The organism is Marinomonas algarum (assembly GCF_020532605.1).
Lineage (GTDB): Bacteria > Pseudomonadota > Gammaproteobacteria > Pseudomonadales > Marinomonadaceae > Marinomonas > Marinomonas algarum.
Window position 1 is genome coordinate 16414 of sequence record NZ_JAJATW010000017.1, and the last position, 25218, is coordinate 41631.

The 25218-nt window shown below is 46.7% G+C and carries 19 protein-coding genes; 10 read left to right on the forward strand and 9 right to left on the reverse strand.

The genetic code is table 11. The features are described 5' to 3' along the window. Positions 1-148 precede the first annotated feature (148 nt). Positions 149-1483, reverse strand: coding sequence for a glutamine synthetase family protein (locus LG368_RS11290; protein ID WP_226754828.1), 1335 nt, complete (start codon positions 1481-1483; stop codon positions 149-151). A gap of 553 nt (positions 1484-2036) precedes the next feature. On the opposite strand from LG368_RS11290, the gene LG368_RS11295 reads away from it, so the two are divergent. Beyond that, complete coding sequence (locus LG368_RS11295; RefSeq protein WP_226754829.1) at positions 2037-2861, forward strand: response regulator transcription factor; 825 nt, start codon at positions 2037-2039, stop codon at positions 2859-2861. 5 nt (positions 2862-2866) lie between these two features. Here the strand turns inward: LG368_RS11295 and LG368_RS11300 are convergent, their stop codons facing one another. Continuing rightward, entirely contained in the window at positions 2867-3544 is a 678-nt protein-coding gene (locus LG368_RS11300; protein WP_226754830.1) for a TetR/AcrR family transcriptional regulator, read from the reverse strand. 68 nt (positions 3545-3612) lie between these two features. After that, positions 3613-4890: an NAD(P)/FAD-dependent oxidoreductase gene (locus tag LG368_RS11305; protein ID WP_226754831.1), complete on the reverse strand. Its 1278-nt coding sequence runs from the start codon at positions 4888-4890 to the stop codon at positions 3613-3615. Positions 4891-5148: 258 nt separating this feature from the next. On the opposite strand from LG368_RS11305, the gene LG368_RS11310 reads away from it, so the two are divergent. Together LG368_RS11310 and LG368_RS11315 are read left to right on the forward strand one after the other, a co-directional pair. Beyond that, positions 5149-6492: a glutamine synthetase family protein gene (locus tag LG368_RS11310; protein WP_226754832.1), complete on the forward strand. Its 1344-nt coding sequence runs from the start codon at positions 5149-5151 to the stop codon at positions 6490-6492. A gap of 93 nt (positions 6493-6585) precedes the next feature. After that, complete coding sequence (locus LG368_RS11315) at positions 6586-7704, forward strand: extracellular solute-binding protein (protein WP_226754833.1); 1119 nt, start codon at positions 6586-6588, stop codon at positions 7702-7704. 122 nt (positions 7705-7826) lie between these two features. Here LG368_RS11315 and aguA read toward each other — a convergent pair whose 3' ends face one another. Both aguA and aguB read right to left on the reverse strand, forming a co-directional pair. Beyond that, entirely contained in the window at positions 7827-8903 is a 1077-nt protein-coding gene (aguA, locus tag LG368_RS11320) for an agmatine deiminase (RefSeq protein WP_226754834.1), read from the reverse strand. Between the two features lie 10 nt (positions 8904-8913). Continuing rightward, positions 8914-9804, reverse strand: coding sequence for an N-carbamoylputrescine amidase (aguB, locus tag LG368_RS11325; protein ID WP_226754835.1), 891 nt, complete (start codon positions 9802-9804; stop codon positions 8914-8916). 197 nt (positions 9805-10001) lie between these two features. Here aguB and LG368_RS11330 point away from each other — a divergent pair, with 197 nt between their 5' ends. From LG368_RS11330 to LG368_RS11340, 3 genes are all read left to right on the forward strand, one after another. After that, positions 10002-11492: an aldehyde dehydrogenase gene (locus LG368_RS11330; protein ID WP_226754836.1), complete on the forward strand. Its 1491-nt coding sequence runs from the start codon at positions 10002-10004 to the stop codon at positions 11490-11492. 12 nt (positions 11493-11504) lie between these two features. Next, entirely contained in the window at positions 11505-12788 is a 1284-nt protein-coding gene (locus LG368_RS11335; RefSeq protein ID WP_226754837.1) for an NAD(P)/FAD-dependent oxidoreductase, read from the forward strand. A gap of 215 nt (positions 12789-13003) precedes the next feature. Beyond that, entirely contained in the window at positions 13004-14494 is a 1491-nt protein-coding gene (locus tag LG368_RS11340) for a Na+/H+ antiporter NhaC family protein (RefSeq protein WP_226754838.1), read from the forward strand. A gap of 90 nt (positions 14495-14584) precedes the next feature. On the opposite strand, the gene gyrB is transcribed toward LG368_RS11340, so the two are convergent. From gyrB to dnaA, 4 genes are all read right to left on the reverse strand, one after another. Beyond that, positions 14585-17008, reverse strand: a complete 2424-nt coding sequence (gyrB, locus tag LG368_RS11345; RefSeq protein ID WP_226754839.1) for a DNA topoisomerase (ATP-hydrolyzing) subunit B — start codon at positions 17006-17008, stop codon at positions 14585-14587. Then, the gene (gene recF / locus LG368_RS11350; protein WP_226754840.1) at positions 17009-18115 is read right to left on the reverse strand and encodes a DNA replication/repair protein RecF; all 1107 of its coding nucleotides are present in this window, start codon (positions 18113-18115) and stop codon (positions 17009-17011) included. Between the two features lie 92 nt (positions 18116-18207). Next, positions 18208-19305: a DNA polymerase III subunit beta gene (dnaN, locus tag LG368_RS11355; RefSeq protein ID WP_226754841.1), complete on the reverse strand. Its 1098-nt coding sequence runs from the start codon at positions 19303-19305 to the stop codon at positions 18208-18210. Between the two features lie 32 nt (positions 19306-19337). Next, complete coding sequence (gene dnaA / locus LG368_RS11360; RefSeq protein WP_226754842.1) at positions 19338-20894, reverse strand: chromosomal replication initiator protein DnaA; 1557 nt, start codon at positions 20892-20894, stop codon at positions 19338-19340. Between the two features lie 509 nt (positions 20895-21403). On the opposite strand from dnaA, the gene rpmH reads away from it, so the two are divergent. The 4 genes from rpmH to mnmE all read left to right on the forward strand — a co-directional run bounded on the left by rpmH (position 21404) and on the right by mnmE (position 25193). Continuing rightward, positions 21404-21538 (forward strand): 50S ribosomal protein L34, encoded by a 135-nt coding sequence (gene rpmH, locus LG368_RS11365; RefSeq protein ID WP_226754843.1) that lies wholly within the window; start codon positions 21404-21406, stop codon positions 21536-21538. Positions 21539-21546: 8 nt separating this feature from the next. Next, the gene (rnpA, locus tag LG368_RS11370; RefSeq protein ID WP_226754844.1) at positions 21547-21945 is read left to right on the forward strand and encodes a ribonuclease P protein component; all 399 of its coding nucleotides are present in this window, start codon (positions 21547-21549) and stop codon (positions 21943-21945) included. A 94-nt stretch (positions 21946-22039) separates the two neighbouring features. Continuing rightward, on the forward strand, positions 22040-23695 hold the full coding sequence (yidC, locus tag LG368_RS11375) for a membrane protein insertase YidC (RefSeq protein WP_226754845.1): 1656 nt from the start codon (positions 22040-22042) through the stop codon (positions 23693-23695). A gap of 118 nt (positions 23696-23813) precedes the next feature. After that, a complete protein-coding gene (gene mnmE / locus LG368_RS11380; RefSeq protein ID WP_226754846.1) occupies positions 23814-25193 on the forward strand; it encodes a tRNA uridine-5-carboxymethylaminomethyl(34) synthesis GTPase MnmE in 1380 nt (459 codons plus the stop codon). Positions 25194-25218: the final 25 nt, after the last annotated feature.

A 25218-nucleotide genomic window follows, 5' to 3' on the forward strand; every position in this document is an offset into this window, starting at 1 on the left:
ATTTTAGCCAACGTGCGCTGGCTCGTTCCGATGTGATATTAGTGTTATTGTTGCGAAGCTCTTAAGGAGCTTTCTCATCTTTTTTACTGCTACTGATCAATGCCTTACAAGAATTCTGCAAAGCATTGATCAAAAACTCTGTCTCTGCTTATAAATAAGCCTCGTACTCTACATTAGAAATACGGCTGTGTATTTTCATTTGCTCTTGCTCTTTGGCGGCGCCATACACTCGCACAAACTCTTCGCCCATGTATTCCGTTAAGAACGCGCTGTCAGCAAAGGATTCCGTCGCCAATTCCCAACGATTAGGCAAAGGCTCAAAATCTTCAGACATAGCATACGCATCGCCTTCAATGGCAGCCGGTGGCGACATTTTTGTTTCAATGCCATGCAATGCAGCCCCTAAAACCGTTGCTAATACTAGGTACGGATTGGCATCTGCACCGGCAACTCGGTGTTCAATTCGACGCGCAACATTCTCACTTTCTGGAATACGCACCGCTACAGTGCGGTTTTCATAACCCCAGCTGGCAAATGTTGGTGCGTGTGCACCATTTTGGAAACGACGGAATGAATTCAAATGCGGCGCGAACACCAGCATAGAGTCCGACATATGATGCAATAAGCCCGCAACCGCTTGCTTTAATAGATCCGAGCCTTCCTCCGTTTCGTTGTTGAAAACGTTATTACCCTCGGCATCGAGCAAACTAAAATGGACATGGAAACCGTTGCCGCTTTTGTCTGCATACGGTTTCGCCATAAAGGTCGCACCGAAATCATGCTGACGCGCAACGCCCTTAATCAAACGCTTAAACATGATGGCATGATCCGCCGCTTGAACCGCGTCGTCCGTGTGTTTCATGTTGATTTCAAACTGACCAGGGCCTAATTCAGAAATAATCGTGTCAGCAGGAATGCCTTGAGTTTCACAGGCTTGGCGCACTTCCGCAAAAAAGCTTTCAAGGCCATCCATTTCTTCAATGGAATAACAGTCTGTCTTATTCAAACGAACGCCATTACCCTCAACGATAATAGGGGGAGAAGGGCGGCGCTGCGCCTCTGAACTGCCATCAAGCAGGTAAAACTCTAATTCTGTTGCAACAACAGGCGTGTAACCAAGTTCTTTAAAGCGATTAACAATGCGGGTAAGCAATTGACGTGGATCGGGGTAAAAAGGGGAACCGTCGGCGTTAAACATCATCGCCAAAATTTGATCTCGAGCCGATTCTGCCCAAGGTACAGGAATAGGCTCAGGATGCACAGCCAAGCAAATACCATCGCTGTCACCCGTCTCAAATACCATGCCATTGTCCAGCACATCGTCACCCCAATGGTCAAAACCGATCACCGATTGTGGCAACTTAACACCATTTTTCATCACGTATCTAAGACCACTTGAAGGCATACGCTTACCACGCAAGTTGCCATTTAAGTCTGTAATGAATAAATCAAATTCATTGTTCCCTTCGTACATATCCGACATACAATTTTCTCTTCTGAAATGAGTCTTGCTGAGAAAGAGGCCATATTGCTTGATTCATAGTCGAGTATTAATTCGATTTTTAATTTTAATACTGGATCAGAACCAATTTCTTTCAATCTAATTCACCTTAACCCGATAAAATGACGCAAGTAACTATCCCCGAATGGGTATAGGCAAATCGCCACACAATTGTGTAAAAATCAGAGCAAGAAAAAGTATCCTTCCACCCTGAATTCGTCTATATAACTGATATATATTAGAAAACAGAGTAAAAATAGAGTTTTTACAGTGGCTCACTGTGTGCACAATGTGATGTGTTATTCAGGTTATAAGTGCTATTTTTACTACAGATAGAATTATTAAGTCGATGTATATTTCGTGTTAGGCGAATAAAAAATGAGACATGAAGAAAAACGAAAACCGAATAAAAAATCTACTTAGGATGTAAGAAAGAAACAAATACTTAGAATGGCACAGTGTTTGCTTTAAAATTAGTATTTTTATCGATAAAACAGAGGCCCTGCTTGTTGGGTCTACAATAGGGCCTATTGTTATGCAAAAAAACACATTAGGAGGGCATTTGACCTTACCTGAACTCATGCGCGACCTAGGTGTATTGACCAGCCATATTCGTGTCCCTAGTTTCTCTAACGCATTGAAAAATGTCTTGTCTAACCTCTGCTATTTCGACACCTTCATCATAGTAACGTACAAAAAGGCACTCAAACCGCTCCTCATTTACCCTAGTGACCCGAGTGAACAAAGTCACACCCTGCGCTTGTATTTAAATCAAGCTTACCTCCTCGACCCTTTGTTCAACTCGATTCAACAAGGTGTCACACCCGGCGTCTACCGCTTAGTCGACATGGCACCCGATTCCTTCGAAGAAACCGAGTACTACCAAACCTGCTATCGCGATTTTGACTTGGTCGATGAAATTAATATTTTGGTGGATTTAGACAAAACAACGACCTGTGCCATTTCGCTGGGTCGACAAAAAACCGTTGGCTCAATTCGTCGTTCAGAACTGAACAATCTAAAGACAATTTTTCCTGTCTTAGAAGCGTTGATTATTCAATTTTGGTTGGCGCAATCTGGAGAGTTTGTTAAACGCGCCTCGCACTCAGGTCCATTAAAGCAAGCGTTAAAGACCTTTGCCCATGGCGTGCTAACGTCTCGTGAACAGGAAATTCTGGGGTTATTGCTAAAGGGTCACTCGTCGAAGTCGATTGCCGGCGAATTAAACATCAGTGCCGGTACGGTTAAGGTGCATCGTAAAAATATTCATGCTCGTCTCGACACCTCCAGTCAGTCAGAAATTTTTACTTTGTTTCTCAGCCACTTAGATGCCCTTGACCGAGAAAAAGAGAGTGTATAACGCATTTAATCAGTATCAACTTCGTTCACATGTCGCTCCAGCAAGCAAGTGAGCATTAACTTTAGGTCCGACAGCGTCCGCGCCGCACGCTGTTCATTTTGGTTCACGACAACCAGATAGGTGCTGTGAGTCACTTCTAGGTACAGACGCGCAATGCGCTCACGTTCACGTACGTGCTTTTTCAGCCCAATACGTTTAAAGACCTTGGCCATTTGCGAAATCACCATGTCATCGTGGCGTTCGTCCAACTCGCGTAATTCCTGTACCGAAAACATCGCCTGCACCAAACGCAATACCGCTCGCTGCTGGCGGTAGGTGCGCAAATTGATATCCGTAACCTGATCAATGAACACCGACAGGGGCATTTCTTCTAGAGACCATTCTTGGATGTCGATGAGCACCTCTTCGATGCTGTCGAGCCAAGACTTACCCATGGCGTACAAGATGGCGTGTTTATTGGGAAAATAGTGGTACAAGGAGCCCACTGAAATACCGACTTCTTTGGCGATAATCGCCGTGTTCAGATCGTTTAAGCCAACGGTTTCCAACAGCTCGCTGGTAACGTCTAAAATTTGTTGTGCACGCTTAATAGAACGAGACTGCACCGGCTCACTGCGCGGTGACACAGATTGCATGGTTTTCACCGTCGAGGGTGTTTTGGGTGTCTCAGATGAATCAGACATAATCAACAAGGTCCTGCTGTAATAAAAAAAGAAAACGACAAAAGGCGCAGCATGAGCCTAACTGAGCGCTAGGGTAAACGATCCAACATGGAATAGTACAACATGCCCGCTACTAAACCTGGCCAACGTAATAACGTTCCTCCCGGAAAATCACGACTTGGCAAACGCTCAAACGCATCGGTTTCCTCAAGGGAGCCCTGTACGGCCTTGGCAAACATGGCACCTGCATAGGTCGCCATAGCAACACCGTGACCTGAATAGCCTTGAGCGACAAATACATTGTCTTTTTGACGACAGAGGTTTGGCATACGGTTGAGAGTAATGGCTAACGTGCCGCCCCATGCATGATCGATGCGGTACTGAGCCAACTCAGGGTACGCCGCCACCATATGCTTTTTCACAAAGCTCGCAATGTCCCTTGGAAAACGGGCGCTGTAATTTTCACCGCCCCCCCACAACATTCGGTTATCACGGGACAAACGATAGTAATTGACCACAAACTTGGAATCTGCGACGGCGACACGATCCGGGTTAATGCGCTTCACCAGCTCCTCGGGTAAAGGCTCAGTAGCAATAATAAAGTTGTTGATGGGCATGATTTTACGCGCCGCTGGAGCGTTTAGGTGCCCTAAGTAGCCGTTACAGGCAAACAGCACATAACGACAGGTTACTCGGCCTTTAGCCGTACTAATCACTGGGTGTTTGTCGTCGGTGTATTCCACCACAGGCGAGTGCTCGTACAGTGTTGCGCCGTGGGATTCAGCGGCCTTTGCCAAACCTAAGACAAAGTTCAATGGGTGAAGGTGCGCACCCTCTTGGTAATATTCACCACCAAAATACTGCTCGGTTCCCAGCTTGTCGGCCACCGCACTGGCGTCTAGAAAGCGTACGCCTTCATAACCTAAAGTATTGCGCTTGTAATCGACCGCTTGTTGAATCTCGTCGATATGACTTTTTTTGGACGCCACATGCAATACACCCGGTGTAAGGTCACAGTCAATGCTGTATTGAGCCACCAAATTCTTGACCATCGCCACCGAATTGACCGAGGTTTGCCACAGAATATCCGCCGTGTCCTTGCCCACTTTTTTGACCATCTCGGCATGACCCATATTGTGGCCTTGGCAAATTTGCCCGCCATTGCGTCCCGACGCGCCCCAACCAATGGTATGTGCTTCTAGTAAGGTGACTTGATAACCTGCTTGCGCCAAATGCAGCGCTGCAGAAGCGCCGGTGAAACCGCCGCCAATAATGCAAATGTCTGTGGTGTGATCACCCACTAACTGCGGGCGACCCTTGCACACTGCCGCTGTCGCTTCGTAATAAGAAGAACCTTGTATGCTCAAAAAATACTCCTGTTTGCGCTCACACCATAACCTTCATAGTCCAAAAGACAATAACCGAATAATTGATCGATTTTAAGGTGCTTGTCAATTGTAATATTGGCCTATCGAATCACAATATGTTGATTTAATCATTAAACTAAAATAAGGTTTAAACCGAACTATTATTCGGATTATCTAGAAAACTGGATAGTAAAGCAAATCAACATATATTCTTTAGCGCTCAACCGTGGTCGTTGAGCAACCAAGGTAAGGTGAGTTATGACAGAGCTTGAAGCTTTTTTAAAAGAGCATGCAATTACTGAAGTCGAGTCAACATTAGCGGATATGACGGGGAACGCGCGGGGAAAGTTTTACCCAACATTTAAATTCTTGGCGGAAAAAACCGGCCGCATCCCCGAAACGGTATTGGTGCAAAGTGTGACCGGCGACTGGGCCGATAATCACTACGACATCATCGACGCCAGCGACCGAGATATGGTGCTCAAACCCGATCCCAAAACCTTACGTATGGTACCCTGGGCAGACGAACCCACCGCACAAGTGATCAACGACTGTTACACCAACGACGGCAACTTGCACCCTTTAGCCAGTCGCACAATTTTACGCCATATTTTGTCCTTGTACGAAAAAGAAGGCTTAAAACCTGTTATTGCACCCGAAGTTGAATTCTACCTTATACAACCCAACACCGACCCAGATTACGAACTCAAGCCCGCAGTAGGGCGCTCAGGTAAACGCGAAACCTCTCGTCGCTCTTACAGCATAGACGCCGTCAACGAGTTCAATTCCATCATAGATACGCTTTACAGCTACTGCGAAGCGCAAGATCTGGACGTTGATACCCTGATACACGAATCGGGCGCGGCACAAATGGAGATCAACTTTATCCATGGCGATCCGCTCGACCTCGCCGATCAGGTGTTTGTGTTCAAACGCACCTTACGCGAGGCCGCTTTAAAACACGGCGTCTATGCAACCTTCATGGCCAAGCCGATGAAAAATGAGCCAGGCAGTTCCATGCACATTCACCAAAGCTTGGTCGACGTCAACACCGGTAAGAACGTGTTTGATGACAACGGTAAGCCAAGCGAAACGTTTTACCATTACCTTGGCGGTTTGCAAAAATATACCCCGAATGCGATCTCTTTCTTCGCCCCTAACGTCAATTCTTATCGTCGCTTTTCACCCGAAATGGCCGCCCCCATCAACATGAACTGGGGTTTTGATAATCGCACCGCAGGGCTGCGCATTCCGTTTGCACCACCCGAGGCGACACGTATTGAAAACCGTTTCCCCGGCGCCGACTGCAACCCGTATTTGGCCATCGCGGCAACGCTCGCCTGTGGTTATTTAGGCATGAAGCAAAAGCTGCAACCGACAGAGCCAACCAAAGCAAATCAGCCACCATCGGATCATCCTGATGTGGAAATCGCCCGTACTTTAGAAGAAGGCTTACGTTTACTGGAAGAATGCGAACCATTGTGCGACATTCTAGGTCAAGACTTTGTGACCGCGTACATGGGTGTGAAACGCAGTGAATTCGAAACCTTTAATCGCGTGATCAGTTCTTGGGAGCGAGAACACCTCTTGTTGAACGTATAATGCAGCGGCGACACTATTTTTAACCAACGACACCCGGATTAGAATAAAAAAGTCTAACAGGGTGTATGGCCTTATCATAAAAGGAACCGAACCATGACAAATCGTAAACGCTTCACCCGTTGTGCCTTGCCCATCGCTGGCGTGGTCTGCGCATTAGGCAGCGCCACCCCAGTGATGGCCGAAACACTGAAATTTTTCAACTGGTCGGATTACATGGCGGAAGACACCATTGCCAATTTCGAGCAGAAAACCGGCACTGAAGTGATTCAAGATGTGTTCGACAGCAACGAAGTGCTGGAAGCCAAGTTGCTGGCAGGGAATTCTGGCTATGATTTGGTCGTGCCAACGGCGTCGTTTATGGGACGTCAAATTCAAGCCGGAGTGTTTGATAAACTCGATAAAGACGCGCTCACTAACTTGCACCGTGTAGACCCTGAACTGCTGGGCTTTTTGGAAGCCGTTGACCCAGGCAACTTATACGGCGTGCCGTATTTATGGGGCACAACAGGCATCGGCTACAATGTCGACAAGGTAAAAGAAGTGCTGGGCGACGATGCCCCCGTGGACAGCTGGGATTTGGTGCTCAAGCCAGAAAACATGCAGAAACTACAATCCTGCGGCGTTATGTTTTTAGACTCACCCGACGAACTGTACCCATTAGTGCTGAATTACCTTGGCAAAGACCCAAACAGCCGTACCCCAGCGGATTACGCATTAGACAGCGAAGGGGTTGAATTGCTGAAGAGTGTGCGTCCTTACGTTCGCCAATTCCATTCCTCTCAATACATCAGCGCCTTGGCAAACGGCGACATTTGTGTGGCAATAGGTTGGTCTGGCGACGTGTTGCAAGCCCAAGACCGAGCAATTGAGGCGGACAATGGCGTGAACATTGAGTACTCGATCCCAAAAGAAGGCGCGCAAATTTGGTTTGATATGCTGGCCATTCCAAAAGCCGCCGACAACAAAGAAGCCGCTCATGCTTTTATCAACTACTTATTGCAACCAGAAGTCATCGCGGACGTGTCTAACTACGTGGCGTACGCAAACCCGAACATGGATGCAATGGATCTGCAAGACGAAGAAATCCGCAACAACACGGGCATCTATCCACCCGCCGAGGTGAAAAAGAACCTCTTCGCACAAAAAGTTCGTGGTATTCGTATCGAACGCTTAATGGCACGTTTGTGGACCAACATCAAAACCGATCGTTAAGGTTTCATGTGTTTTGACTTAAGTTAAATTGAAGTGCGTTGAATTGAATTGCGTTGAATTGAATTGTAAAAACACCGAGCAATCATATCGCTCGGTGTTTTTTTGGTTTTGAACTGAGCAAATTAGGCTGGAATTTGTTGAGTAATGCAGTGCAAATTGCCACCGCCCAACAAAATATCTCTCGCCGGAATACCAATCAGCTTATGCTCAGGAAACGCTTTTTGCAGCACCTCGTGAGCAATGGCGTCTTTTGCTTCGTCTAACAGCGGATAAAACACCGCACCATTGCAGATTAAGCAATTAGCATACGACCCTGCCAAACGATCATCGGTGGCACGTTCCATACGCTCTGGCTGTACCAAACCTGCCGCTTCGTCTTCACGGATGTACAATGGTCCCGGCATCGGCAAAGCATGCACTTTAATCTCACGACCTTTGGTATCGCGCGTATTGGATAACATTGACAACGCCTGCTGACTGATCGCGTATTGCGGATCATTTTTATCGTCACACACGGTTAACAAGACTTCACCTGGGCGCACCACATGCAAAATATTGTCGATGTGGCCATTGGTTTCGTCGTTAAACAAGCCTAATGGCAACCAAATAATGGTCTCGACCGATAAGTAGGTTTTGAGCAAAGACTCAATCTCTTCACGGCTTAAATCAGGGTTACGACTCGGGTGCAATAAACACTCTTCCGTGGTGTACAAGGTGCCTTCGCCGTCACAATGAATCGAGCCGCCTTCCAAAATGAAAGGCGCCTGATAGCAGGGTACCCCTTCTATCGTAGCAACGTTTTGCGCGACCTTTTCGTCATCTGACCAGTCATCGTACAAACCGTCTAGCTCGCCGCCCCAAGCATTAAAATGCCAGCTTACTGCACGCTTTTCACCGTCTTGATTAATCACCATGGTCGGCGCAGTATCGCGCAACCAAGCATCGTTGTAGGCCATCGGGTAAAGCTCTACCGAGGCGGGCAACATGCTTTTTGCTTGCACTTCGTACTCAGGCAACACCGCCAATTTTACTGTGACGTAACCACTTAAACGCTCGATAAAATGGGCAAAGGCGGCTTGTGCAGGTAGACCATTTTCACGCCAGTTATCAGGGCGCGTCGGCCAAGCTAACCACACGCTGGCTTGTGGCGTGTGTTCGCCCGGCATCCAGAATTGATCGTTTTTTGGCGTCGTTAACATGCTGTTCCCTTTATTTCGCAGTGGATTTTAATTGGCCATCAAGGGTTTGAAGCACGCCATAATGCTCAGGACGACGATCACGGAACAAGCCCCAGGCTTTGCGTTGCGTGCGTACATGGTCCAAATCAAAGGTATGAATCAACACGCCTTCACTGTCGCGGTCTGCTTGCTCGACTAATTCACCACGCTCATCACAAATAAACGACGAGCCGTAGAAAGTCAGCGCTAAATCACGGTGTTCAGCGACTTCTTTACCAATTCGGTTTGATGCAATCACTGGCACCTGATTCGCCGCCGCATGGCCGCGCATGGTGTTGGTCCAATGAGGCATGGTGTCTAGATCAGACTGGCTTGGTTCAGAACCAATCGCTGTTGGGAACAGTAAGATATCGGCGCCCATTAAGGCCATAGAACGGACAGTCTCAGGGAACCATTGATCCCAACAGATGCCCACACCAATGCAACCGAATTTTGTATTCCATACTTTAAAGCCGGTATCGCCAGGGCTAAAATAGTACTTTTCAAGGTAGCCGTCGCTGTCTGGAATGTGCGTTTTACGGTACACACCCAATAATTCACCGCCGGCATCGATCATCGCCAAAGAATTAAAACGCACCTGACCTGCTTGCTCATACCAGCTAAAAGGCAAGACAACATTTAATTCAGCCGCCAAGGCTTGGAAGCGTTTGAACGCGGCGTTTTCTTCCAAGGTCGTTGCTAAATCATGGTATGGCTCGTGAATTTCAATGCAAAAATAGGGCGTCTCAAATAACTCTTGAATCAGAATGACTTGCGCGCCTTTGCTTGCTGCAGAACGAATCAACTTCTCAGCACGGTCGACGTTTTCTTCTTTATTCCAAGTGCAATGCATTTGCGTCGCAGCAACAGTAACCTTTGACATAAACGGGTTCTCCAAACGGTATTGTGTAATGTGAATACTTCATTATGGCGTAGCCAACGTGATAATCCTCATCTTAGTAGGTTGGTAAAATTGCGATATACCCCCACGGGGATATAGTACGATAAGCGTGGCTCAGTTAGCTTAGATTCACAATAACCATTTGGCCTTTTGGCGAAAGATAAAAGGAAAAGCAGATCATGAAAACCTACCAAGAATGGCAAGCTTTACGCGATACCATTAGCCTGCACAGCGAGGCTTACATCAATGGTGGTTTCACACCCGCTCAAAGTGGTGAAACATTCGATTGCATCAATCCAACGGACGAATCTCTTTTGGTCAAAATGGCCAGCTGCGACGAAGCCGATGTCAACATCGCCACCAGCGTTGCCAAAGCGGCCTTTAAAAGTGGCGTATGGTCAAACATGGCGCCCGGCAAGCGCAAACGCATTTTACAAAAATGGGCGGACCTAATTGAAGCCCATCAAGACGAATTGGCCTTAACCGACACCTTAGACATGGGCAAATCGATTTCTGAGATGGTCAACATTGACGTGCCGGATTCCATCGACGCATTGCGTTGGTCAGCCGAATGCATCGACAAATTGTACGGGGAAATTGCACCCACTAACCCAAATAACTTGGCGCTGATCAGCCGCGAGCCGCTGGGTGTGGTCGCTGTCATCACCCCATGGAACTACCCCTTGATGATGGTGATGTGGAAAATCGCACCGGCCTTAGCGGCGGGTAATTCGATTATCTTAAAACCATCTGAAAAAGCCCCCTTGAGCGCCTTGCGTATTGCCGAGTTAGCAACCCAAGCAGGTCTGCCTAATGGTGTTTTCAACGTGTTACCAGGCTTTGGTCACACCGCCGGTAAAGCACTGGCCTTGCACCACGACATTGGCACCTTAGCGTTCACCGGCTCTAGCCGTGTGGCGGGTATGTTGATGCAATACGCGGGGCAATCAAACATGAAACGTGTTTGGCTGGAAGCGGGCGGTAAATCGCCTTGCCTTGTGTTTGATGATTGCAAAGACATTCAAGCGGCCGCAGAAGGCGCGGCGGCGGCCATCTTCACCAATCAGGGTGAAGTATGTATTGCCTGTTCTCGTTTGTATGTTCACAGCAGCATCAAAGAAGAGTTCATGGCGGCACTCATTAACGCGGCAAAAGCCTATGTTTCCGGTGATCCATTGGACCCTAAAACCAAGATGGGCCCCATGGTTGACAAAGCACAGCTCGACACCGTTCATCGTTTCATCGACAGTGCCCTTGCCGACGGCGCGACACTTGCCTTAGGCGGTGTGCGTGAATACCAAGCAGGGCAGGGCTTCTACGCACAACCCACTATTTTTACCGACGCCTCTCACAAGATGGAATTTGTTCGCGAAGAAATTTTCGGACCCGTTCTGGCGGTAATGACCTTCGATACAGAAGAAGAAGCCATTGCGTTAGCCAACGATTCCCAATACGGCCTTGGCGCGTCAGTTTGGACAAACGACCTAGCTCGCGCCCATCGCGTCAGTCGCTTACTGGAATCGGGAATGGTTTGGGTAAATACTTGGGGTGATGGCGACACCACCGTACCTTTTGGCGGTGTAAAAGCCTCCGGTAATGGTCGCGATAAATCCTGGCACGCCTTGGAAAAATACACTGAAATTAAAAACACTTGGATCAGCTTGAAATAGCAGGGGTTATCTATGTCATCTACAAATCATGCAAATTCGTATTACGCGGCCTCTGCTAACGACAAAATCATTCGCCCTCAACTGACCGGCGAGCACCGCTGCGATGTTTGTGTGGTCGGCGCAGGCTTTACTGGCATTTCAACCGCGTTAAGCCTGGCCGAAAAAGGCAAGCGCGTCATTGTCGTAGAAGGTACTCGCATCGGCTTTGGTGCATCGGGTCGTAACGGCGGTCAAATCGTCAACAGCTTTAACCGCGACATCGATTATATTTTTAATAGCTACGGCGACGAGATTGGCAAAAAAATGGCCAAAATGGCCTTCGCGGGTTCTGAACTGATTCGTCATCGTATCGAGAAGTACAAGATTGATTGCGACCTAAAACACGGCAATGTATTTGCCGCCTGTAACCCAAAACAATTTGCCGACTTAAAAGCGAAAAAAGCCTTGTGGGAGTCTCATGGACACAATGAGCTAGAGCTGCTTTCAGCGTCGTCGATTCAGGATCACATCGGCTCAGACCGCTACGCTGGTGGTTTGTTAGATCGTAAAGGGGGTCACATTCAGCCTTTGAACCTTGCACTGGGTCAGGCAAAAGCCTTTGAAGATTTGGGTGGACAAATTTTTGAAGACTCAGAAGTGATTCGTCTTGAAGAAGGTAAGCCCGGTAAAGTTGTAACCAAACAAGGCACAGTCGTCGCTGACAGCATCGTGGTCGCCGGCAATGCTTATATCTTTGGTTTGCTGCCTGATGTCGAGAAAAAAGCCATGCCTTGTGGCACACAGGTCATCACAACCGAGCCTTTACCAGAAGACGTTCAAAAGCAACTGTTACCAACAGATCACTGTGTTGAAGACTGTAACTATTTATTAGATTATTATCGTTTGTCTGGAGACGGTCGCCTAATTTACGGCGGTGGCACCACTTACGGCGCACGAGATCCGGGTAAAATTGAGTCCATCATAGTGCCTAAAATGCTCAAAACTTACCCTATACTCAAAGACGCAAAAATCGACTTTGCTTGGACAGGTAACTTTCTGTTGACCATGATGCGCATGCCGCAAGTGGGTAAAATCGGCGATAACCTTTACTATGCTCAAGGTTATTCTGGCCACGGCGTTACTAACTCTCATCTTATGGGCGAGATTCTCTCCGACGCCATCCACGGCGACACGGAACGTTTCGACGTCTTCGCTAGCATGCCACAGTACCAATTTCCCGGTGGCCGCATGCTTCGTATCCCTTACACTGCCGTTGGCGCTGTGTACTACAATATGCGTGATAAACTAGGCATATAAGCTAACAAAACGTCTTTTAAAAACGTCAAAATGCCCACTATTTTCTAGAAAATAGTGGGCATTTTCGTATAAGTTTCATCATTCACTATCCTATAGAAATACCTATTTAGTCCCCAATTTTAGCGTTATAACCCCTAAGGGATATATCAAAGTTTATTGATTTAAAGATATTTTCTACTCCTTATAAAAAAATAGACTCAATTTAGGTGCTTCTTATGGAACAAGTTATCGGGGTGTTAAAAACTATTCACCCGAAAAGATCTCTGCTGTTGTCCGTGATCGTGACACTCTTCACTATTGGTTTTTTTTGGTACCTCTCTGTCTCACACACGCCAGGTGAAAACTGGGGATTTAAAGCACTCTTTCCCACCTTGTTTGTTTTGACTATCGCGTTAATTTCTAGAGCCCCGTTCGAGTCACTGTTAACAGGTGTCATTGCGGGTTTGATTATGATTGACAGCAGTAACGTGGTTTCGCCTCTTTCAGACACTCTATCCAGTGTTATGGGCAATGAGACCATTGTCTGGATCGTATTAGTGTGTGGCTTAATGGGTGGCTTGATTGTTCTATTGGAGCGAAGCGGTTGTTTGGGCAGTTTTAGTGATTGGCTGAAAAATTGTATTAAATCTCGTCGTCAATCTCTGCTCACCACCTTCTTTATTGGATTGGTCGTGTTTATTGATGATTACCTCAACTGTTTAGCGGTTTCCTCTTCTGTTAAAAAGGTAACCGATCACTATAACGTGTCCCGTGAGAAATTGGCTTACATCATCGATTCCACTGCGGCACCTATGTGTATTTTAGTACCGGTGTCAACTTGGGCAGTCTTTTTTTCTGGTCTATTGGAAGAAAACAATTTGGCGCCAGAAGGCGGTGGTTTAAGTACCTATATTTCAGCCATTCCGTTCATGGTGTATGGCTGGGTAGCGCTTTTATTAGTATTTTTGGTCGCGCTTGGCGTCGTTGGCAACTTCGGCCCTATGAAGAAGGCAGAAGCCAGAGCACAAGCTGGTCAGCCTATTCCCGACGATTATAATGGCGACAGTATGGAAGCGGCTCCTTCTATCGGCAGAAAGCAAACCAGCAGCTTCGTTGGTATGCTGAATTTCATTGTACCAATGTTAATTTTGATTGCTGCTACGGTCTATTATGAGATTGATCTACTAAGAGGCGTGATGGTGACCTTGGCGATCACCGTTGCGATGTATTACGTACAGGGGTTATTGACCTTAGAAGAACAGTTTAAGGGCATCTTTGAAGGCTTTAAGGTTATGCTGTATCCACTTTCTACTGTGGTTGCAGGCTTTATGTTAAAGTCCATCAATGACCAGCTAGGGATGACACAGTACCTTGTAGAAGTTGTGTCCCCAATGATGACCGTAGAGCTCATGCCCGCTTTGGTCTTTTTAGTCATGGCAGCCGTTGTGTTTGGTACGGCCTCTAGCTGGGGGTCTTTCATTATTGCGATTCCTATCGTTGTCCCCATTGCATTAAGCATTGATGCCAATATGGCGTTGGTCATCGGCGCTTTACTATCAGCGTCTTCGTTTGGTAGCCACGCTTGTTTTTTCAGTGACTCTACTGTGTTAGCTGCGCAAGGAGCAGGGTGCTCTCCTATGTCCCACGCCCTTACTCAACTGCCTTATACTGCTATTGGAGCGGTTATCAGTTTCGGGATCTTTGTTATCCTCGGCTACAATATGTAAAACGTGACTGAAAAGAAAAAGCACAAAAAAGCCCCGATCTGTGAAGTCGGGGCTTTTTGATGTCTAAGCATTATAACTTACGCAAAACAATCACACATCTAGATTGGCGACATTCAAGGCGTTGTCTTGGATGAAGTTACGACGTGGTTCTACCTCGTCACCCATTAATGTGGTGAACATTTGGTCAGCAGCCACAGCATCGTCAATGGTCACACGCAACATGCGACGGGCATCTGGATCCATGGTGGTTTCCCAAAGTTGCTCAGGGTTCATCTCACCCAGCCCTTTGTAGCGTTGTATGGTCATGCCACGGGACGCTTCTTTCATCAACCAGGCTTTCATGTCACTGATGGTTCTGACGGGCTCACGACGCTCACCACGTTGGATGTAAGACTCTTCACCAAATAACTCTTCCACGGTTTCAGACATGGCAATGATGCGCTTGTATTCAGGTGAATTAAAGAAGGTGCCTTCAAAGCGGTAACGGTTGGACACACCATGGGACATAATGTCGACCACAGGTAAGTACAGGTTACGCTCGTCGTCTTTTTCAACCGAGAAGTCAAAACGGAAGCCAGTACGAGCATCTTGTGGCATTTGACGACGAATCGCGTCAACCCATTCAGTAACATCGGCTTCGTTAGCAAGGTTCTCTTGTGTTAAAGCTTTGCAATACAAAAGCTTAGTCATTACATCTTTAGGGTACACACGCGACAAACGATCAATATCCGCTTCAATACGGATGTAATCACGCACTAACTTCGCCAAATGCTCCCCTTGAATGCCCGGAGCATCAGCGTTGACGTGCATGTGCGCGCCATCTAATGCCACCTCAATCAAGTGTTGCTCTAACGCCGGCTCATCTTTGATGTACTGCTCTTGCTTACCACGCTTAATTTTAAATAAAGGCGGTTGGGCAATAAAGATGTGACCACGTTCAATGATTTCTGGCATTTGACGGAAGAAGAACGTCAATAATAAGGTACGTATGTGCGAGCCATCCACATCGGCATCGGTCATGATAACGATGCTGTGATAGCGTAGCTTTTCAATATTGAATTCGTCACGACCAATGCCACAACCTAATGCCGTAATCAGGGTGCCGACTTCAACAGAAGAGAGCATCTTATCAAAACGCGCTTTCTCGACGTTCAAGATTTTACCTTTCAGTGGCAAAATCGCTTGGGTACGACGATCACGGCCTTGTTTCGCTGAACCACCCGCAGAGTCACCCTCCACGAGGTAAATTTCAGAAAGTGCTGGGTCTTTTTCCTGACAATCGGCCAATTTACCTGGCAAACCGGCAATATCTAACGCGCCTTTACGGCGAGTCATATCACGAGCACGACGCGCGGCTTCACGAGCACGAGCGGCATCAATCATCTTGTTCACGATGATTTTGGCTTCGTTGGGTTTTTCTAGTAAAAACTCCGAAAAGCGTTTTGCCATTTCTTGTTCAACAGCGGTTTTTACTTCCGACGACACCAGCTTATCTTTGGTCTGAGAAGAGAACTTAGGATCCGGCACTTTTACCGACACAATGGCCGTCAAACCTTCGCGGCTGTCGTCGCCAGTGGTGGCGACTTTTTGCTTTTTCGCTAAGCCTTCTTTTTCGATGAAGTTATTCAAGGTTCGCGTCAAAGCGCCACGGAAACCGGCTAAGTGAGTACCGCCGTCGCGCTGAGGAATGTTATTGGTGTAACAATAGATGTTTTCTTGAAAGCCTTCGTTCCACTGCAAGGCCACTTCTACCGCAATGCCGTCTTCTAGGTCATCACGTTGGCAAATGAAGTGAAAAATATCATTGATTGGGGTTTTATTGGTGTTCAAATGCTCAACGAATGAACGTAAGCCACCATGGTAATTAAAGAAATCTTCTTTCCCACTGCGTTCGTCTTTTAATTTGATGGCGACGCCAGAGTTCAGGAACGACAACTCACGCAAACGTTTTGCCAAGATGTCGTAGACAAACAAGATATTGTTAAAAGTCTCTGCTGACGGTTTAAAGTGTACCGTTGTTCCCGCACCATCAGAATCACCGATAATAGCGAGCGGCGCTTGTGGTACGCCGTGCACATAGTTTTGCTCGTATACCTTGCCGTTTTTACGAATGGTCAATGTCAGGCTTTCAGAGAGAGCGTTTACCACGGAAACCCCTACGCCATGCAGACCACCCGATACCTTGTAGGAGTTGTCATCGAACTTACCACCGGCATGCAATACCGTCATGATCACTTCTGCGGCAGACACACCTTCTTCTTCGTGCATATCAACGGGGATACCACGGCCGTTGTCCGATACAGAAATAGATTCATCAGGGTGAATCAAGACCGTTATCGTGTCACAGTGACCAGCAAGGGCTTCATCAATGGAGTTATCCACGACCTCAAACACCATATGATGCAAACCGGTGCCATCGTCGGTGTCACCAATGTACATACCTGGGCGTTTACGTACAGCATCTAGGCCCTTGAGCACCTTAATACTGGACGAATCGTAATTATTTTCACTCATTTAACTCTCCTGTAAACCTTTGCTCAATAAAGACAGTTCGCCGTTACTCATGGAAAACTGGCGAACGTCTGTGGTGCTGGCCCACGTAAAATCCGTGGTATCGGGCTCAACACTGGTAATAAAAATTTGGCTGTTTAACGATTCCAATAGCTGACACAATTTCTGTCGGTGATTGGCGTCTAGCTCAGCAGGCAAGTCATCCACTAACAACACCAAGGGGCGACCCATGTCGATCAACAACTGGCCCTGTGCGATTTTCAAGGCAGACACCACCAGCTTTTGTTGCCCTCTAGAAAGCGTATCTAGGGCATCGCCTGTGGCGGTTTTGACTCGTAAGTCCGCGCGCTGAGGACCCGTATGGGTGTAACCCAACTCAATGTCCCGTTCACGCCCGGCATCGACTGCCATATGCAAATCTTTTTGCGCGTCCCAACCTTGAAAGAAGTTCAACTGAACCGACAATTCCGTGGTCAATTTCGCTAACACCGCGTCAAAATGTGGGGTTAATTTCGCCACATACGCTTTACGAGACTGATTCACTTGCTCGCCTAAACGGATCAATTCCTGATCAAACGCCGCCAATAAACTGAGCGATATTTTACCACGTCTAAGCAAGGTATTCCGCTGTTTTAATGCTTTTTGCCAGCCTCGCCACGCAGGAATAAAATCTTTGTCAAAATGAAAGGCGCCCCAGTCGATAAATTGGCGACGAATGCTCGGGGAACCTTCTAATAATCGAAAAGCATCGGGGTTGATCAATTGAACCGGCAAGCGCTCCGCTAATTCGATCACCGACTGTGCACGTTGACCTTGAATACGCACATCGATGTGGCCATCGCGCTGGCGTTGAAGCCCGACGGGAATGGGGCTGCCCTGTTCCTGATGCAGTTGGGCAAACACAACGCAAGCATCATGCTCATGTTGGATATAGGTTTTGTGTTTATGGCTACGAAATGAGCGACCAAAAGACAGTAAATGAATCGCTTCAAGCACAGACGTTTTGCCACTGCCATTTTTGCCAACAATCACATTCACTTGGGGGGAAGGCTCAAAGCGCACACGAGACAGATTGCGCACATGAGAGATGTCTAAACGCACCAACGGCATAAAGTTTAGACCTTCATAAAAGAAAAAAAGACGACCCGCCTAGCACGCCAAGCGGGTAACCAAACATTCATAACAAACCAATGAATCGAAGATCACAAGCGCATTGGCATCACAACGTATTGCGCGGCATGGCTGTTTGCTTCTTCAATTAAGGCACTGCTATTGGAGTCGTTTAATGATAAGCGTACTTCTGGCGTGTCAACCACACCTAATACGTCTAATAAATAACCGACGTTAAAACCGACTTCCATGTTGTCGCCTTGATATTGCACTAACACAGATTCTTCGGCTTCTTCTTGCTCAGGGTTATTGGCAAACACTTGCAACATACCATTTGATAAGATCAAGCGTACGCCACGGTATTTCTCGTTCGATAAAATCGACGCGCGCTGGAACACTTGGCGTAGTTCCAAACGATCCGCAATAATAATTTTGTCATTATTACGGGGAATCACTCGATGATAATCGGGGAACTTGCCATCCACCAGCTTAGAAGTGAACACATACTCTGCTACCTTGGCACGAATATGATTGGTACCAATGGTCAATTCAACCACATCATCACTGTCGCTTAATAAGCGATTCAATTCCAGAACCCCTTTGCGCGGCACAATCACCTGCGTCAGATCGCCACTCACTTGCGCATCTTCCACAGCAGTCGCCAAACGGTGTCCATCGGTCGCCACAACACGAAGTTGACCATCGGCCACTTCCATTAACATGCCATTTAAATAATAACGAACATCTTGGTTCGCCATAGCAAAACCAGTACGGTCAATCAGACGACGTACACTATTCTGGGCAACGACAACATGCAAATCACCTTGCATGTCTTTAATATTAGGAAACTCATCGGCTGGCAGGGTCGACAAGGTAAAACGCGAACGGCCAGAACGAATTAAGGCTTTTTGACCGTCTAAAGAGAACTCAATCACCGCACTGTCTGGCAAGCTTTTACAAATGTCCATCAGCTTACGAGCAGGAACGGTAATTCTCCCTTCTTCACACTCATCTAATGGCAAATGGCCGATCAATTCTACTTCAGAGTCGGACCCTGTTAGGGTCAAGGTTTCATTGCTTACTTCCACTAATACATTGGCTAAGACGGGCATGGTTTGCTTGCGCTCTACCACACCTGCCACAAGTTGAAGTGGCTTAAGAAGTGTCTCGCGGACGACTGAAAATTTCATTATTTTCCTCGTAAACTCAAAGTCTTAGACCATCAGGTGGTCAGAATTCGCATTAATTGTTTGTAGTCTTCACGGATATCGGAATCCGTGTCTTGTAACTCTTTTATCTTACGAATCGCATGCAATGCCGTGGTGTGATCGCGACCGCCAAAGGCGTCGCCAATTTCCGGCAAACTGTGATTCGTTAATTCTTTCGCCAACGACATGGCAACCTGACGAGGGCGCGCCACGGAGCGGCTGCGGCGTTTCGATAACAGATCACTGATCTTAATTTTGTAATATTCCGCCACAATACGCTGGATATTATCAATGTTCACCAGCTTGTCTTGCAAGGCCAAAAGATCTTTTAATGACTCACGAACAAAATCAGGAGTAATCGCACGACCCGTAAAATGTGAGTTAGCAATAACTCGCTTTAGAGCGCCTTCTAACTCTCGGACATTAGAACGAATTTTTTGTGCGATAAAAAATGCCGAGTCATAGGACAATTTAATGCCACTTTCATCCGCCTTACGCATCAAGATAGCGACTCGAGTTTCCAATTCGGGCGGCTCAATCGCCACAGTGAGTCCCCAGCCGAAGCGAGATTTCAGTCGGTCTTCTAGCCCTTGAATTTCTTTTGGGTAACGGTCACAGGTCAGAATCATCTGCTGGCCGCCTTCTAACAAAGCATTAAAAGTATGAAAAAACTCTTCTTGGGTACGATCCTTACCGGCAAAAAACTGAATATCATCGATTAATAGAGCATCAACAGAACGATAATAGCGTTTAAAATCGTTGATTGCGTTAAGTTGCAAGGCTTTTACCATGTCTGCCACAAAACGCTCAGAGTGCAGATACACGACTTTTGCGTTGGGATTATGGCGCATTAATTCTGTACCGACGGCTTGCATTAAGTGGGTTTTACCCAAGCCAACGCCACCATAAATAAACAAAGGGTTGTAGGCACCGCCTGGATTCTCAGCCACTTGCAACGCAGCGGCATGAGCCAACTGGTTCGACTTACCTTCGACAAAGTTATCAAAGGTAAAAGAATTATTTAGGTTGGCACCATGATTAATCCCACCTTCAACCTGCACCTTACGCTTCGGAACCGCTAAAGGCAGTTGCCCCTGTTCATAAGGTTCTAATTCACCGCGCAAACCTCGTCCATTAGCCGACAAAGTCAAAGGCGCTTCGAACTCTAAATCAGCATGGGGGCTGCCTTCTTCGTCATCCATTAAACCAAAGCCTGGACGATAACCGGATTCGCTCACCACGTCGTTGTTTAAAGGACTGACAGGAGGTGCACTGGCGATAGGAGGGGGAGGTGCCGACATGGCCGTGTTTTGTGCAAAGTTTTGCGCTTTGACCGTCAACTTTAAAGCTGGGGCTAAATCGTCGCCGGCAAACTCAGACAATAATTCCTTAATACGCGCTTGATATTTGTTACTCACCCAATCCAATACAAAACGGTTTGGTGCACTTAAGCACAGTTCGCCACTGGGCAAGATTTCAGCCTGCAATGGACGAATCCAGGTATTGAATTGAGATGTGGAAAACTCACCCTGCAAGCGCTGCAGACAAAGATCCCAATGTTCCAAAGACACTTTAGACGTACTCCCTGGTTGAGTGACAGATAAGAAACCGATTTTACATTGGCCCTCTAAAGTTATCCACATATAAATAAAAAAAGACGGGGATCAGATGGTGCAAGAAAAATAATAATCACAAGAAAAGTTATACACAGCAGTAGATAACATCCTTTTTTGTGCATATCCATAACACTTATTCACATCATACCCGATGACTATTTTTATTTTACTAACAGGTGAATAAGTTTTTAGCATCTTGAATTTAATACACAATTTTTTTAGTTTTTTCTCTTTGTGGATAAACTAATGCTTGGTCATTTTTATTATCCACTTTTTCATACAAATCCTGTTGATAAGTGTTTAATGAAGTGTGGCTTGTTTTTTAAAAAATTTGTCGGTCGATAAACATTGAATTTGCTAAGAAAAGTCTCTAAAATCCGCGCCCTGATTTGACGATCAAATGTAGAGGCTTGGCGGCCGCTAACCCTCAAAACTCAAACACTGCATTCAGTGAGAGAATAAAGATGAAAAGAACTTTTCAACCTAGCGTTCTAAAACGCAAACGCAATCACGGTTTCCGTGCTCGTATGGCTACTAAAGGCGGACGTCGCGTTATCGCTCGTCGTCGTGCTCGCGGACGCAAGGCATTAAGCGCATAAAATCGCTGATGACCGATTATTGTTTTCCTCGGCATGTCAGACTTCTGAATGCCGAGGATTATCAATCCGTTTTTAACGGAACCTCCTCCAAAGTCTTTGCTGGCGAATTTCTTTTATTGGCACGAAAACGTGATGACGACCAAGCTCGCTTAGGTTTGATTGTGTCCAAAAAAACCGATAAACGCGCAGTAGGACGGAATCGTATCAAACGTTTGGTGCGTGATTCCTTTCGTCACCATAAAACTCCGCTTTCTGGTCTAGACATTGTCTTTTTAGCAAGACAAGGCATTAAAGAGCTAGACAACGCTGATTTGCACCGTCGACTCGATAAAGCTTGGCGTCAATTGGCGAAAAAAGCGCAAAAACCACTCCAAACTCAAAAACGCGATCAGTCTAAGCAAAAATAGGCTGAAAAAACTGCTAAAGGCTGGTTTAATAGCGCGTGATTTTTATAAGGGTTCTGTGAACCTATTGTCCAACCAAACAAATTAGTTGAATACCATGGATTTCAGACGTTACTTTTTATGGGGTGCGCTTTTTATCAGTGGCTACATGCTGTTTTTACAGTGGAGCCAAGATTATGGTCCTCAGTCCACACAAAGCGTAGCTCAAAGCACACAATCTCAAACCGATACTAGCTTAGAAACCCGTGATGATTTGCCGATGGCAACTCAAAGTGGCAATCAAGCCAATACCGACATTCCAGACAATGCCAAACAACTTGCACCAGGAAAGCTGATTGAAGTCACCACGGATACTTTGCGTGTGGCCATCAACCCAGTAGGGGGTGACATTGTTGAAGCCGCGCTTTTGCAATACAAGAAAGAGTTGGGTAAACCCGATCCTTTTGTCATTTTGGCTGACAGCACCGAACAAACCTACGTCACTCAAAGTGGTTTGGTAGGCCGAAATGGTCCTGATGCGTCTTCAGAAGGTCGTCCTGTTTATCAGTCCGAGCAAACATCATACCGTTTGACGGAAGGGGAAGATTCTCTTGACGTAAATTTGTATTACACCGATGCAAACGGCGTGAAATACACGAAAACTTTCCGTTTCAGTGCTGGAAAATACCGTATTCGTCAATTAATCACTGTGGATAACGCAGCGACCACCACGTGGCGTGGTAATTTGTTCGCGCAAATCAAACGTGATAATACGCCTGATCCGAGCCAAGCCACCAGCATGGGCTTACAGCCTTATTTGGGTGGGGCAATTTCAAACGAAGAAACCAAGTACGACAAGATTTCTTTTTCTGATATGGCAGAAGAACCTATTAAAACTACCACAACACAAGGTTGGGTAGCGATTCTTCAGCATTACTTTGTCTCCGCTTGGGTGCCAGAGCAAGGTCAGAAAGTGACAATTCAGGCACGTACAAACGGTGATTTTAATATCATTGGTTTTACAGGTTCTGCGGTTGAAGTAGCACCCGGGACTCAAGGTACCTTGAGCTCGACGTTTTACGTCGGCCCAAAACTGCAAGATCATCTACAGGATACCGCTGAAAACCTTGAATTGACCGTCGATTATGGTTGGTTATGGTGGTTAGCGAAGCCTTTATTTTGGCTATTAACCTTGATTCAGTCCTTCGTGATTAACTGGGGTATTGCCATTATCTTAGTGGTTGTGTGTGTGAAAGCGGTCTTCTTTAAGCTATCCGCCACCAGCTATCGTTCTATGGCGAAAATGCGTAAATTTGGTCCTGAAATCGCTAAGCTCAAAGAGCAGCACGGCGATGACAGACAAGCTATGTCACAAGCCATGATGACGCTCTACAAGAAAGAAAAGATCAACCCACTGGGTGGTTGTTTGCCGATCTTAGTGCAGATGCCCGTGTTCCTTTCTTTGTATTGGGTATTAATGGAGTCAGTTGAATTGCGTCATGCGCCATTCTTCCTATGGATCAATGACTTGTCTGTCATGGATCCCTATTTCATTTTGCCAATCTTGATGGGCTTGAGTATGTTGGGGCAACAGATGTTGAACCCAACACCGCCAGACCCAATGCAAGCGCGTATCATGAAGATTATGCCAATCGCATTTACCTTCTTCTTCTTGTGGTTCCCAAGTGGTTTGGTTCTATACTGGGTGACCAACAACACCTTGTCGATTGTACAGCAGTACATCATTACCAAACGCATTGAAAAAGAAGCCTAATACGCAACAATGCGCTGTGTTTTGAATCAAAAAGGCTTCCCATTGGGAGGCCTTTTTTGTCAACTCAGTACATCCACAAGTACACAACCTCATCGACCAAACAACACTAGGTTTGATTATGACTGATTTCCAATACGCCACCGACCAAGACACTATCGCCGCACAAGCCACTGCTCCTGGCCGTGGCGGTGTGGGTATCATTCGTTTGTCTGGCCCAAAGAGTTTAGCGATTGCTAAGCAGATTGTCGGCTTTGAACCAACGCCTAGATACGCCCATTATGTTCCTTTCAAAGACGCCAAAAAAGATCAACTCGATATGGGGTTAGCCCTGTATTTTCCAGGCCCTAACTCCTTTACTGGCGAAGATGTGTTTGAGCTACAAGGTCACGGTGGTCCAGTCATTATGGACATGCTATTGAGTCATTGTGTGGCTTTAGGCGCTCGTTTGGCACGACCCGGTGAATTCTCAGAACGCGCCTTTATGAACGACAAAATGGACCTAACCCAAGCCGAAGCCATTGCCGATTTGATCGACAGTACTTCAGAGCAAGCGGCAAAATGCGCACTGCGTTCTTTGCAAGGCGCATTTTCGACTCGTGTTGACGAGCTGGTCGAAGCCCTGATTCATTTGCGGATTTATGTGGAAGCCGCCATCGATTTTCCGGAAGAAGAAATTGATTTTATTGGCGATGGTAAGGTCGCCAATGATCTCGCTGGTATTCAAGCAAAATTAGCCGATGTACTCAAAGAAGCCAGCCAGGGCGCCTTAATTCGAGAGGGCATGAGCGTGGTGATTGCTGGCCGTCCTAACGCAGGGAAATCCAGCTTACTCAACGCGTTATCCGGTAAAGAGTCGGCGATTGTCACCAATATTGAAGGCACCACTCGGGACGTATTACGCGAGCATATTCACCTAGATGGTATGCCGCTGCATATTATCGATACCGCTGGTTTGCGAGACAGCCCTGATGAGGTCGAACGCATTGGGATTCAACGGGCTTGGGACGAGATCACCAAAGCCGATCGTATTTTAATGATGGTGGACAGCGAGTCCATCGACTCTAAAGATCCGAATGAAATCTGGCCGGAATTTATGGAGAAGTTAGGGGACACCAAACACCTAACCCTAGTGCGCAATAAAGTGGATTTAACAAAAGAAGGAACAGGGTTGGAAACCATAGCAGGCGTGTCTGTTGTGTCTTTGTCAGCAAAGACAGGAGAGGGCGTTGATAGCCTAACAGAACATTTAAAAGCCGTTATGGGCTTCGACAGCACCACTGAAGGCGGTTTTATTGCGCGTCGTCGACATATTGAAGCGCTTAACAAAGCCAATCGCTTCTTAGACGCTGGCAACGAACAACTGCACGGTTACGGTGCCGGTGAACTGCTTGCTGAAGACCTTAAAGAAGCACAACAAGCCCTCAGTGAAATCACGGGGGCCTTTACCAGTGACGACCTATTAGGTCGCATCTTCGGCTCGTTTTGTATCGGCAAATAACGGTTATTACGACAACAAAGCGTCG

Bases quoted from the DNA above. Each gene is read 5' to 3' on its own strand.
- LG368_RS11300 (WP_226754830.1), bottom strand. From the start codon at position 3,544: ATGTCTGATTCATCTGAGACACCCAAAACACCCTCGACGGTGAAAACC.
- LG368_RS11295 (WP_226754829.1), top strand. From the start codon at position 2,037: ATGCAAAAAAACACATTAGGAGGGCATTTGACCTTACCTGAACTCATG.
- aguB (WP_226754835.1), bottom strand. From the start codon at position 9,804: ATGTCAAAGGTTACTGTTGCTGCGACGCAAATGCATTGCACTTGGAAT.
- LG368_RS11340 (WP_226754838.1), top strand. From the start codon at position 13,004: ATGGAACAAGTTATCGGGGTGTTAAAAACTATTCACCCGAAAAGATCT.
- gyrB (WP_226754839.1), bottom strand. From the start codon at position 17,008: ATGAGTGAAAATAATTACGATTCGTCCAGTATTAAGGTGCTCAAGGGC.
- LG368_RS11315 (WP_226754833.1), top strand. From the start codon at position 6,586: ATGACAAATCGTAAACGCTTCACCCGTTGTGCCTTGCCCATCGCTGGC.
- LG368_RS11330 (WP_226754836.1), top strand. From the start codon at position 10,002: ATGAAAACCTACCAAGAATGGCAAGCTTTACGCGATACCATTAGCCTG.
- yidC (WP_226754845.1), top strand. From the start codon at position 22,040: ATGGATTTCAGACGTTACTTTTTATGGGGTGCGCTTTTTATCAGTGGC.
- mnmE (WP_226754846.1), top strand. From the start codon at position 23,814: ATGACTGATTTCCAATACGCCACCGACCAAGACACTATCGCCGCACAA.
- LG368_RS11290 (WP_226754828.1), bottom strand. From the start codon at position 1,483: ATGTCGGATATGTACGAAGGGAACAATGAATTTGATTTATTCATTACA.
- LG368_RS11335 (WP_226754837.1), top strand. From the start codon at position 11,505: ATGTCATCTACAAATCATGCAAATTCGTATTACGCGGCCTCTGCTAAC.
- recF (WP_226754840.1), bottom strand. From the start codon at position 18,115: ATGCCGTTGGTGCGTTTAGACATCTCTCATGTGCGCAATCTGTCTCGT.
- LG368_RS11310 (WP_226754832.1), top strand. From the start codon at position 5,149: ATGACAGAGCTTGAAGCTTTTTTAAAAGAGCATGCAATTACTGAAGTC.
- rnpA (WP_226754844.1), top strand. From the start codon at position 21,547: ATGACCGATTATTGTTTTCCTCGGCATGTCAGACTTCTGAATGCCGAG.
- dnaN (WP_226754841.1), bottom strand. From the start codon at position 19,305: ATGAAATTTTCAGTCGTCCGCGAGACACTTCTTAAGCCACTTCAACTT.
- rpmH (WP_226754843.1), top strand. From the start codon at position 21,404: ATGAAAAGAACTTTTCAACCTAGCGTTCTAAAACGCAAACGCAATCAC.
- aguA (WP_226754834.1), bottom strand. From the start codon at position 8,903: ATGTTAACGACGCCAAAAAACGATCAATTCTGGATGCCGGGCGAACAC.